This is a genomic window from Streptomyces sp. NPDC058880, assembly GCF_042742535.1.
GTDB lineage: Bacteria > Actinomycetota > Actinomycetes > Streptomycetales > Streptomycetaceae > Streptomyces.
The window spans coordinates 230,629-240,780 of sequence record NZ_JBHYMC010000002.1; the positions used below are offsets into that span (position 1 = coordinate 230,629).

8 protein-coding genes and 1 pseudogene are annotated in these 10,152 nt (G+C 70.1%); 4 read left to right on the top strand and 5 right to left on the bottom strand.

The features are described 5' to 3' along the window. Positions 1–7 precede the first annotated feature (7 nt). A complete protein-coding gene (locus tag ACFW2G_RS02805) occupies positions 8–253 on the top strand; it encodes a hypothetical protein (RefSeq protein ID WP_384445992.1) in 246 nt (81 codons plus the stop codon). A gap of 91 nt (positions 254–344) precedes the next feature. Here the strand turns inward: ACFW2G_RS02805 and ACFW2G_RS02810 are convergent, their stop codons facing one another. Genes ACFW2G_RS02810 through dnaK form a run of 4 tightly spaced genes read right to left on the bottom strand, consistent with a single transcriptional unit; the run spans position 345 to position 4,547 of the window. Then, positions 345–815 carry a heat shock protein transcriptional repressor HspR gene (locus ACFW2G_RS02810; RefSeq protein WP_384445991.1) on the bottom strand — a complete coding sequence of 157 codons (471 nt, stop codon included), beginning with the start codon at positions 813–815 and terminating at the stop codon, positions 345–347. A gap of 1 nt (position 816) precedes the next feature. Further along, the gene (gene dnaJ, locus ACFW2G_RS02815) at positions 817–1,995 is read right to left on the bottom strand and encodes a molecular chaperone DnaJ (protein WP_037920774.1); all 1,179 of its coding nucleotides are present in this window, start codon (positions 1,993–1,995) and stop codon (positions 817–819) included. Positions 1,996–2,037: 42 nt separating this feature from the next. Beyond that, on the bottom strand, positions 2,038–2,697 hold the full coding sequence (grpE, locus tag ACFW2G_RS02820; protein WP_037920772.1) for a nucleotide exchange factor GrpE: 660 nt from the start codon (positions 2,695–2,697) through the stop codon (positions 2,038–2,040). Next, entirely contained in the window at positions 2,697–4,547 is a 1,851-nt protein-coding gene (gene dnaK / locus ACFW2G_RS02825; protein ID WP_384581269.1) for a molecular chaperone DnaK, read from the bottom strand. Before dnaK ends, grpE begins: the two co-directional genes overlap by 1 nt. A 206-nt stretch (positions 4,548–4,753) precedes the next feature. Between dnaK and ACFW2G_RS02830 the strand changes: the two genes are divergently transcribed. Beyond that, positions 4,754–5,290 (top strand): sugar transferase, encoded by a 537-nt coding sequence (locus ACFW2G_RS02830; protein ID WP_384581272.1) that lies wholly within the window; start codon positions 4,754–4,756, stop codon positions 5,288–5,290. A 110-nt stretch (positions 5,291–5,400) separates the two neighbouring features. Then, positions 5,401–7,623, top strand: a pseudogene (locus tag ACFW2G_RS02835) ((Fe-S)-binding protein); the annotation flags it as partial. A gap of 477 nt (positions 7,624–8,100) precedes the next feature. Here the strand turns inward: ACFW2G_RS02835 and ACFW2G_RS02840 are convergent. Then, on the bottom strand, positions 8,101–8,559 hold the full coding sequence (locus ACFW2G_RS02840) for a hypothetical protein (protein WP_384581274.1): 459 nt from the start codon (positions 8,557–8,559) through the stop codon (positions 8,101–8,103). A gap of 629 nt (positions 8,560–9,188) precedes the next feature. On the opposite strand from ACFW2G_RS02840, the gene ACFW2G_RS02845 reads away from it, so the two are divergent. Then, positions 9,189–10,097, top strand: a complete 909-nt coding sequence (locus ACFW2G_RS02845) for a Yip1 family protein (RefSeq protein ID WP_037920765.1) — start codon at positions 9,189–9,191, stop codon at positions 10,095–10,097. Positions 10,098–10,152 lie beyond the last annotated feature (55 nt).

Sequence of the window (10,152 nt, forward strand, 5' to 3'; positions counted from 1 at the left end):
GGACATCATGATCACAGCCGCCCAGGGTGAAGCGGTCGGCTACTTGCACGCCATCTGGCAAGGAATAATGGCGGTAGTGACTCTGTCCATCGCATTCAATGTCCGAGACTGCGCCTATCGAATTTTCCAGTATTCGATGGACCGCAGCCCCGTTACTCCTGGCGCAGGATTCAGCCCGACGGTGATCCGTTTGGCTACGGGGGTCATAGGTGTCGTTCTGACTTTCTCGTCCATGAGCAACCTACTTGGTTGAGAAATAACGCAGGGAAGCACTGAGCACGAAGAAGCCCCGCCCGGAATCATCCGGGCGGGGCCTTCTCGATTGCGCGGGCGCGGAGCGCCGCTCAGTCCATCGGGCGCTTGGGGCTCGGGCGCCAGACGACCAGGGCGCTGCCCGGCTGCGGGGGCTGGTACGGGACCAGGTCGCGCCGGTAGGAGGCGTGCACCTGGGCCTCGCGGGCCCGCAGGGTGGCCGCCGCGCCGTCCACCGCGGCCGAGAGCTCGGCGACACGCTGCTGGAGCGCGGCCACCTGGTTCTCCAGTTCGATGATCCGCTTGATGCCCGCCAGGTTGATGCCCTCGTCCTGGGACAGCGCCTGCACCGTGCGGAGCAGCTCGATGTCCCGGGCCGAGTAGCGCCGGCCGCGGCCGGCCGTACGGTCCGGGGAGACCAGGCCGAGACGGTCGTACTGGCGGAGGGTCTGCGGGTGCAGCCCCGAGAGCTGGGCGGCCACCGAGATCACGTAGACCGGGGTCTCGTCGGTGAGTGGGTAACCGCTTCCCAGACGGGAAGACTGTCGTCGGCGGCCGTCCATGTCATGCTCCCTTCGCGGACTCGAACAGCGCGGAGCGCGGGTCCTGCGACTCCGTCGCCTCGCGGTACATCTCCAGCGCCTCGCGGGCCTTGTCCGACAGCTCGGTCGGAACCGCCACTTCCACGGTGACCAGCAGGTCCCCGCGGGTGCCGTCCTTGCGGACCGCCCCCTTGCCGCGGGCCCGCATCGTACGCCCGTTCGGGGTGCCCGGGGGCAGTTTCAGCGTGACCGACGGGCCGTTCAGGGTCGGGACCTTGATGTCGGCGCCCAGCGCCGCCTCCGCGAACGTCACCGGGACGGTCACCGTGAGGTTGTCGTCCTTGCGCCCGAACACCGGGTGGGTGCCGACGTGCACGACCACGTAGAGGTCGCCGGCCGGACCGCCCCGCTCGCCCGGAGCGCCCTTGCCGCGCAGCCGGATCCGCTGGCCGTCGGAGACGCCCGCCGGGATCCGGACCTGCATGGTGCGGGAACTGCGGGCCCGGCCGCTGCCCTTGCACACGTCACACGGGGTCTCCGCGATCAGGCCGCGGCCCTTGCAGTCCGCGCAGGGGTCGGTCAGCGAGAAGCCGCCGCCGCTGCCCCGCGAGACCTGGCCGGTGCCGACGCAGGTCGGGCACACCCGGGGGGTGCCGTTCTTGTCGCCGGTGCCCGAACAGGCCTTGCAGGGCGCCTGCGAGGACATCCGGAGCGGGACCGTGGCCCCGTCCACCGCCTCCGTGAAGGAGAGGGTGACCTCCGACTCGATGTCCTGGCCGCGGCGCGGCTGGGTACGGGTGCCCGCACCCGGGCCGGCGCCGCGGTTGAAGAGGCCGCCGAAGACGTCGCCCAGGCCGCCGCCGAAGCCGCCGGCCTGGCCGCCCTGCTGGGTGCCGCCGAAGAGGTCGCCCAGGTCGAAGTTGAACGAGCCGCCGCCGCCCGGCCCGGGGCGGAAGCCACCGCTGCCGAACAGGGCGCGCGCCTCGTCGTACTCCTTGCGCTTCTTGGCGTCCCCGAGGATGTCGTTCGCCTCGGAGATCTCCTTGAAGCGCTCCTCGGCGGCGGCGTCGCCCTTGTTGGCGTCCGGGTGGAACTCGCGCGCGAGCTTCCGGTACGCCTTCTTGATCTCGGCCTCGGTGGCGTCCTTCGGGACACCGAGGACCTTGTAGTAGTCCTTCTCGACGAAGTCCTTCGTGTTCATCCCCGGTGTCCCTCCTCCCGCGCTGCCTCTACGTGTACTGCGTCAGCCCTTGTCGGCTGCATCCGCGTCCTCGCCGGACGGCTTGTCGCCCTCCGCGGACTCGGACTTGGGGGCCGCGCCCGGCTGGGGCTCGGCCACCGCGACCCGTGCGGGACGGATCGTACGCTCGCCGATCCGGTACCCCGGCTGCAGGATCGCCACGCAGGTCGTCTCGGTGACGTCCGGCGCGTACGAGTGCATCAGGGCCTCGTGGACCGTCGGGTCGAAGGGCTCGCCCTCCTTGCCGAACTGCTGCAGGCCCATCTTGGCGGCGACCGTCTCCAGCGATTCGGCCACCGACTTGAAGCCGCCGACCAGCTCGCCGTGCTCCCGCGCCCGACCGATGTCGTCGAGCGTGGGCAGGAGCTCCGTCAGGAGGGACGCGACCGCGATCTCCTTGACGGTGATCCGGTCCCGCTCCACCCGGCGGCGGTAGTTCTGGTACTCCGCCTGGAGCCGCTGGAGGTCCGTGGTGCGCTCACCGAGCGCGGTACGGGCCTGGTCCAGCTGCGCCAGCAGGGCCACGTCCTGTGCGCTGTCCCCGGCCGGGGCCGCACCCTCCGCCGTGTCGGCGGAGTCGGCGGCCTTCGGCTCGGCGTCGTCCTGAGCGGCGTCGGCGGGGACTTCGGGCTTCTCGTCGAAGCCCGGGGTCTCCTCCGACATCAGGCAGCGCCACCCTTCGGCTTCTCGTCGTCGACGATCTCGGCGTCGACGACGTCGTCGTCGGCCTTGGCCTGGCCCGCGTCGCCGGCGGCGGCACCCGCGGCGCCCTGGGCGGCCTGGGCGTCGGCGTAGAGCGCCTGGCCGAGCTTCTGGCTGACCGCGGCGAGCTTCTCGGTCGCGCTGCGGATCTCGCCGGTGTCCTCGCCCTTGAGCTTCTCCTTCAGCTCGGCGACGGCGGACTCGACCTCGGTCTTGACCTCGGCCGGGACCTTGTCCTCGTTGTCCTTGAGGAACTTCTCCGTCTGGTAGACGAGCTGCTCGCCCTGGTTGCGGGACTCGGCGGCCTCCTTGCGGCGCAGGTCCTCGTCCGCGTACTGCTCCGCCTCCTGGCGCATGCGGTCGACCTCGTCCTTGCCGAGCGAAGAGCCGCCGGTGACGGTCATCTTCTGCTCCTTGCCCGTGCCGAGGTCCTTCGCGGTCACGTGCATGATGCCGTTGGCGTCGATGTCGAAGGAGACCTCGATCTGCGGGACGCCACGCGGGGCCGGCGGCAGGCCGGTCAGCTCGAACATGCCGAGCTTCTTGTTGTACGCCGCGATCTCGCGCTCGCCCTGGTAGACCTGGATCTGCACGGACGGCTGGTTGTCCTCGGCCGTGGTGAAGATCTCGGACCGCTTGGTCGGGATCGTGGTGTTGCGCTCGATGAGCTTGGTCATGATGCCGCCCTTGGTCTCGATGCCGAGGGACAGCGGGGTCACGTCGAGGAGCAGGACGTCCTTGACCTCACCCTTGAGGACACCGGCCTGGAGGGTGGCGCCGATGGCGACGACCTCGTCCGGGTTGACGCCCTTGTTGGCGTCCTGGCCGCCGGTCAGCTCCTTGACGAGCTCGGCGACGGCCGGCATGCGGGTGGAGCCGCCGACCAGGACCACGTGGTCGATCTCGGACAGCTGGATGCCGGCGTCCTTGATGACGTTGTGGAACGGGGTCTTGCAGCGGTCCAGCAGGTCCGCGGTCAGCTGCTGGAACTGGGCGCGCGTGAGCTTCTCGTCCAGGTGCAGCGGGCCCTCGGCGGACGCGGTGATGTACGGCAGGTTGATCGAGGTCTCCGTGGAGGAGGACAGCTCGATCTTCGCCTTCTCGGCGGCCTCGCGCAGGCGCTGGAGCGCCATCTTGTCCTTGGAGAGGTCCACGCCGTGGCCGTTGGCGAACTGCTTCACCAGGTAGTCGACGACGCGCTGGTCCCAGTCGTCACCACCGAGGTGGTTGTCACCGTTGGTGGCCTTGACCTCGACGACGCCGTCACCGATCTCCAGGAGCGACACGTCGAAGGTGCCGCCACCGAGGTCGAAGACGAGAATGGTCTGGTCGTCCTTGTCGAGACCGTAGGCCAGGGCGGCGGCCGTCGGCTCGTTGACGATGCGCAGGACGTTCAGGCCCGCGATCTCGCCGGCCTCCTTGGTCGCCTGGCGCTCGGAGTCGTTGAAGTAGGCCGGGACGGTGATGACCGCGTCCGTGACCTTCTCACCCAGGTAGGCCTCGGCGTCGCGCTTCAGCTTCTGCAGGATGAAGGCGCTCATCTGCTGCGGGTTGAAGTCCTTGCCATCCAGGTTGATCTTCCAGTCAGTGCCCATGTGGCGCTTGACGGAACGGATGGTCCGGTCCACGTTCGTGACCGCCTGGCGCTTGGCCACCTCGCCGACGAGGACCTCGCCGTTCTTGGCGAAGGCGACGACGGACGGCGTGGTCCTGGCGCCCTCGGCGTTGGTGATGACGGTGGGCTCGCCGCCTTCCAGAACGCTGACGACGGAGTTCGTGGTGCCCAGGTCGATGCCGACCGCACGTGCCATTTCGATTCCTCCAGGTGACTTGAGTGGAACAGACTCAACCATGCCGCATCGACCCGCTCGCGTCAACAGAACTGAGTCAGGTCGACTCAACCTTTAGCCGCCGCTTACGCGCAACCCCGCGCCCTCCCGACGACCGGGCGGCCGGACGAGGGACCCGCGCCGCGCGGCGCGCCGGGGCCGCACCGCACATGCGGCAGCGTGCTGGCATGCCGCTCACACTCACCGCCCCCCGGCTCCGGGCACGGCGGCCCGCCGCCCCGCCGGCGAAGCGGGTGCTCGACCTCGTCGGGGCGGTGATCCTGCTCGCCGCGCTGGGCCTGCCGCTCGCGGCCGTCACCGCGCTGCTGTACGCGACCCGGGGCGGGCGGCCCTTCGCACGGCGGCCCGCGGCGGGCCTCGCCGGGCGGCCGTTTCGGACCTGGCACTTCGACACGGCCGGGCCGGGCCGGACGGGCGCCCTGCTGGAGCGCTGCGCGCTCGACGGCCTCCCCCAGTTGCTCAACGTGGTCCGCGGCGAGATGTCGCTGGTCGGTCCGCGACCCGAGGCCCGCACGGATCGCCCGGAGCGGCTTCTCGTACGCCCCGGAATGACCGGATTGTGGCAGGTGAGCGCACGCTCCGACCTCCCCTGGGAGGAGATGGCGCTGCTCGACCGGCATTATGTGGAGAACCACTGGCTCGGGATGGACCTGGCGATCCTCGCCCAGACCCCGCGGGCGGCCTACCGACGAAGGCTCGCCTGAGCGACACAGATCACCGCACACTCAGCTACATTGCGGCGTCGGGAATGGGTAACCTCAAGCCTTGACTTCATAAGTTACCGCTTAGTAAGTGCCGCCCGAGGAGCCCTCCCATGCAACTCGCCGCGATCATCGTGTCGCTGGTCCTGACGGTGGTCGGCGTCGCGCTGCTCGCACGAGCCGTGGCGCAGATCTACCGCTTTGTGAAGATCGGTCAGCCCGTACCGGCCGGCAGCCGCACGGACGACCCGAAGGCCCGAACGCTGACCCTCGTCCGGGAGTTCCTCGGCCACAGCCGGATGAACCGCTGGGGCATCGTCGGCTTCGCCCACTGGTTCGTCGCGATCGGCTTCCTGACGCTCCCGCCGACCCTGGCGCAGGCCTACGGCCAGCTCTTCCAGGCCGACTGGACGCTTCCGGTCCTGGGCGGCTTCCTGCCGTTCGAGCTGTACATCGAGTTCATCGGCCTGATGACGGTCGTCGGCATCCTGGTCCTGATCGGGATCCGCCTGCTCAGCCTGCCCTCGCGGGCCGGCCGCAAGTCGCGCTTCGCCGGCTCGAAGGCCTGGCAGGCGTACTTCGTCGAGTACGTCATCCTCACCATCGGCCTCGCGATCCTGTGCCTGCGCGGCCTTGAGGGCGCCATCCACCACGTGGACGGCTGGGAACCGGCGTACTTCATCTCGTACCCGCTGGTCACGGTCTTCGAGGGGCTGTCGCCGAGCGCGCTGCAGAACGCCATCTACTTCACCGCGATGATCAAGATCGGCACCTCGCTGATCTGGATGATCGTGGTCTCCCTGAACACCAACATGGGTGTCGCGTGGCACCGCTTCCTGGGCTTCCCGAACATCTGGTTCAAGCGGAACGCCGACGGCGCGACCGCCCTGGGCGCGCTCCAGCCGATGACCAGCGGCGGCAAGGAGATCGACTTCGAGGACCCGGGCGAGGACGACGTCTTCGGCGTCTCGCAGGTCGAGCAGTTCTCCTGGAAGGGCATCCTCGACTTCTCCACGTGCACCGAGTGCGGCCGCTGCCAGTCCCAGTGCCCCGCCTGGAACACGGGCAAGCCGCTGTCCCCCAAGCTGCTGATCATGTCGCTGCGCGACCACGCGCACGCCAAGGCCCCGTACCTGCTGGCCGGCGGCGGCAAGACGATGGAGGGCGAGGAGAAGGCCTCCGAGGAGCAGCTGGCCGGTGTGCCGGCGACCGCGCTCGCCGAGGCCGAGCGCCCGCTGATCGGCACGGTCGAGGAGAACGGCGTCATCGACCCGGACGTGCTGTGGTCCTGCACGACCTGCGGTGCCTGCGTGGAGCAGTGCCCGGTCGACATCGAGCACATCGACCACATCGTCGACATGCGCCGCTACCAGGTGATGATCGAGTCCGCGTTCCCGTCCGAGGCGGGCACGATGCTCAAGAACCTGGAGAAGAAGGGCAACCCCTGGGGCCTGGCGAAGAAGCAGCGCGTCGAGTGGACGAAGGAGGTCGACTTCGAGGTCCCGATCATCGGCAAGGACGCGGAGGACCTCTCCGAGTTCGACTACCTCTACTGGGTCGGCTGCGCCGGCGCCCTGGAGGACCGGGCCAAGAAGACCACGAAGGCCTTCGCGGAGCTCCTGAACATCGCGGGCGTCAAGTTCGCGATCATGGGCGGCGACGAGAAGTGCACCGGCGACTCGCCGCGCCGCCTGGGCAACGAGCCGCTCTTCCAGCAGCTGGGCCAGGAGAACGTGGCCATGCTGAACATGGCGTTCGGCGAGGACGACGAAGATCCTTCGACCCGTAAGCCGAAGTCGGCGAAGCGGATCGTCTCGACCTGCCCGCACTGCTTCAACACCATCGCGAACGAGTACCCGCAGCTGGGCGGCGAGTACGAGGTCATCCACCACACGCAGCTGCTCCAGCACCTGATCGACGAGGGCCGGCTGACGCCGGTGACGCCGGTCGACGGACTGATCACGTACCACGACCCGTGCTACCTGGGCCGGCACAACAAGGTCTACACGCCGCCGCGCGAGATCATGTCGGCCGTGCCGGGCCTGCGCCAGCAGGAGATGCACCGCCACAAGGAACGGGGCTTCTGTTGTGGCGCCGGTGGCGCACGGATGTGGATGGAGGAGCGGATCGGCAAGCGCATCAACAACGAGCGCGTCGACGAGGCCCTGTCCCTGAACCCCGACATCGTCTCCACCGCCTGCCCGTTCTGCCTGGTCATGTTGACCGACTCGGTCAACGGCAAGAAGAACGAGGGCCAGGCGAAGGAGTCGGTCCAGGTCGTGGACGTGGCCCAGCTCCTGCTGGAGTCGGTCAAGGCCCCGGGGCCGACGGAGGAAGAACTGGCCGCCCTGGCGGCCGAGGCGGAGGCCGAGGCCGCTGCGGCAGCGGCAGCGGCGGAGGCAGCCGCCAAGGCGAAGGCGGCCGAGGAGGCCAAGGCCGAGGCGGAGGCCAAGGCCAAGGCGGAAGCCGAGGCGGAGGCCAAGGCCGAGGCGGCTGCCGCGGCAGCGGCAGCGCCGGCGGCTGATGCCGAGGCTGAGAAGACCGGGGCCGCGCAGGCGGTGGACGCGAAGCCGGAAGCGAAGCCGGAAGCCGAAGCGGCGCCGGAGGCAGAGGCCGATGCCGAGGCTGAGGCCGAGAAGCCGACGTCGCCGCAGACGTCGGCGGAGCCCACGGCCGAGCCCGAGGCTCCGGCTCAGGGCGAGGCGAAGTCCGGAGACGCCAGGTAGGCACCCGGCCAGTCGGCCGACCCAACAGCAGGCGACACAGCGGAACGGCCGGCCCCACCCGGGGGCCGGCCGTTCCGGCGTTTCCGGTCAGCCCCGGAGCGGTATCACCGCGAAGCCCAGCCCGGCCGCGTCCGTCGCGGCCGCGCCGCCGCTGCTGGGGACGGCCCGGTCACGGTGCTTCCCCGGCTTCAGCGCGTCGGCCGGGTACCTCGCGATCAGCCTGCCGTCGAAGTCGTACACCCAGCCGTTCCCGCCGCCCGCGCCGTCGATGACGACGAAGGTGAAGCGCTTGCCGTCCCGGGCGATCTCGTACGCCCAGCCGTCCTGCCGCATACCCGGGCGCTTCGGGTCGAGGGTGCCGAGGACGTTGCCGTTCGGCGTGGAGACCACGACGTACACGCCGCGCGGGCCGTCCACCAGCTTGGCGATGCGCCCGTCCGGCAGGGCGACCCGTACCGAGCTCTCCACCACGTCCTGCTTCTTCACCGCGGGCTTGGGCTGCGGCGTCGCCTTCGGAGTAGGCTCCCCGTCCAGCCACGACGTCACGGTGCCGTCCGGCCGGAGCACGACGTGCAGGCCGTCGCTCCGCCCGTACGACGCCGGCTTCGAAGTGGCTCGTGCCGATCCGGTAGACCTTGGCCACGGAACCGTCCGCCAGCCTCACGGCGGCGGCGAAGGTGCGGACTTCGGGCGCCGGCCGGTGCTCCGGGTCGACCGGGGCTCCGGCGGGCGGCCCGGCCGACGGCCGCCCGGCACCCGGCAGCGCCTCCTTCCCGGGCGCGGCCGGAGAGTCCGCGAAGGCGGACCCGCCCGGGAGTGCCAGGACGGAGGCCACGCCGGCGACGACGACGGCGGCGGTACGGAGGGCGGTGCGGCGGATGCTGCGCATGATGGGACTCTTCCTCGTGCTCGTTCGTACGTGTTCGCACTGCGTGGAGGCGACGGAACCGACGGAGACGACGCTACGAGCCCGATATGTGGAGAGACCGTCGAATATGTAACAGAAGCCCACAGAAGAGCCCGCAACTCCATGAACCAGACATGGGATGCAGGATCCCCGGGGGTGGGGGCAACCCCCCGGGGATCCCCTAGGGGATGTCACAGGTCAGCCGCAAAGGATGCGTGTTCCGGCTGCCCGGCCACCGGGGCCCGCCGGACCAGGTACGTTCGATCACGTGGCTGGATTCAGGATCGGACGCGGACGGGACGACAACCGCGGTCCACAACAACCCCCGCAGCAGCAGCAGTCGTACGGTCAGCAGCAACCGCCGCCGTACGGCCGGCCGGCCTACCCTCCCGTCGGCGGCCCGCCACCGCAGCAGCAGTGGCCGCAGCCGAACGCCGGGGACCACGGCGAGCCGGAGTACTTCGACCCGTACGGACAGCAGCAGCCGCACGCGCAGCAGCCTCCGTACGGCCACGGGGGCGGCGGGAACTACACGAACGACAACCCGGGTCACACACAGGTCTTCGCCGTCGGCGAGGACCCGTACGGCCAGGGAGCGACCTACCAGGCGGGAGCAGCCCCGGCGGCACCGTCCGGGCCGCGGCTGCCGTGGAAGGAACTGCTCCGCGGCATCGTGACGCGCCCCGGGCCGACCTTCCTGCAGATGCGCGACTACCCCGTGTGGGGTCCGGCGCTGATCGTGACCTTCCTCTACGGCCTCCTCGCGGTCTTCGGCCTCGACGACGCCCGCGAGGACGTGATCAACGCGACCCTGTCGCAGGCCGTCCCGATCGTGCTGTCCGCCGGCGTGGCCTTCGTCATCTGCGGTCTGCTCCTGGGCGCGGTCACGCACACCCTGGCCCGCCAGATGGGCGGCGACGGCAGCTGGCAGCCCACCGTGGGCCTGTCGATGCTGGTCATGTCCATCACGGACGCCCCGCGCCTGCTCTTCGCTGTCTTCCTCGGCGGCGACAACATGGTCGTCCAGGTGCTGGGCTGGGCCACCTGGGTCGCCGCGGGCGCCCTGTTCACCTCGCTGATCAGCAAGTCGCACGACCTGCCGTGGCCGAAGGCGCTGGGCGCCTCCGCGATCCAGTTGATCGCCCTGCTGTCGATCATCAAGCTGGGCACCATCTAGCGCACCCGCACCCGCCCACCGCGTGCGAGAGGGGCCCCGGCCGTCGGCCGGGGCC

What these genes read in the sequence shown, in the direction of transcription:
- ACFW2G_RS02805 (WP_384445992.1), top strand. Translation starts at nt 8, where the DNA reads ATGATCACAGCCGCCCAGGGTGAAGCGGTCGGCTACTTGCACGCCATC.
- ACFW2G_RS02810 (WP_384445991.1), bottom strand. Translation starts at nt 815, where the DNA reads ATGGACGGCCGCCGACGACAGTCTTCCCGTCTGGGAAGCGGTTACCCA.
- dnaJ (WP_037920774.1), bottom strand. Translation starts at nt 1,995, where the DNA reads ATGAACACGAAGGACTTCGTCGAGAAGGACTACTACAAGGTCCTCGGT.
- grpE (WP_037920772.1), bottom strand. Translation starts at nt 2,697, where the DNA reads ATGTCGGAGGAGACCCCGGGCTTCGACGAGAAGCCCGAAGTCCCCGCC.
- dnaK (WP_384581269.1), bottom strand. Translation starts at nt 4,547, where the DNA reads ATGGCACGTGCGGTCGGCATCGACCTGGGCACCACGAACTCCGTCGTC.
- ACFW2G_RS02830 (WP_384581272.1), top strand. Translation starts at nt 4,754, where the DNA reads ATGCCGCTCACACTCACCGCCCCCCGGCTCCGGGCACGGCGGCCCGCC.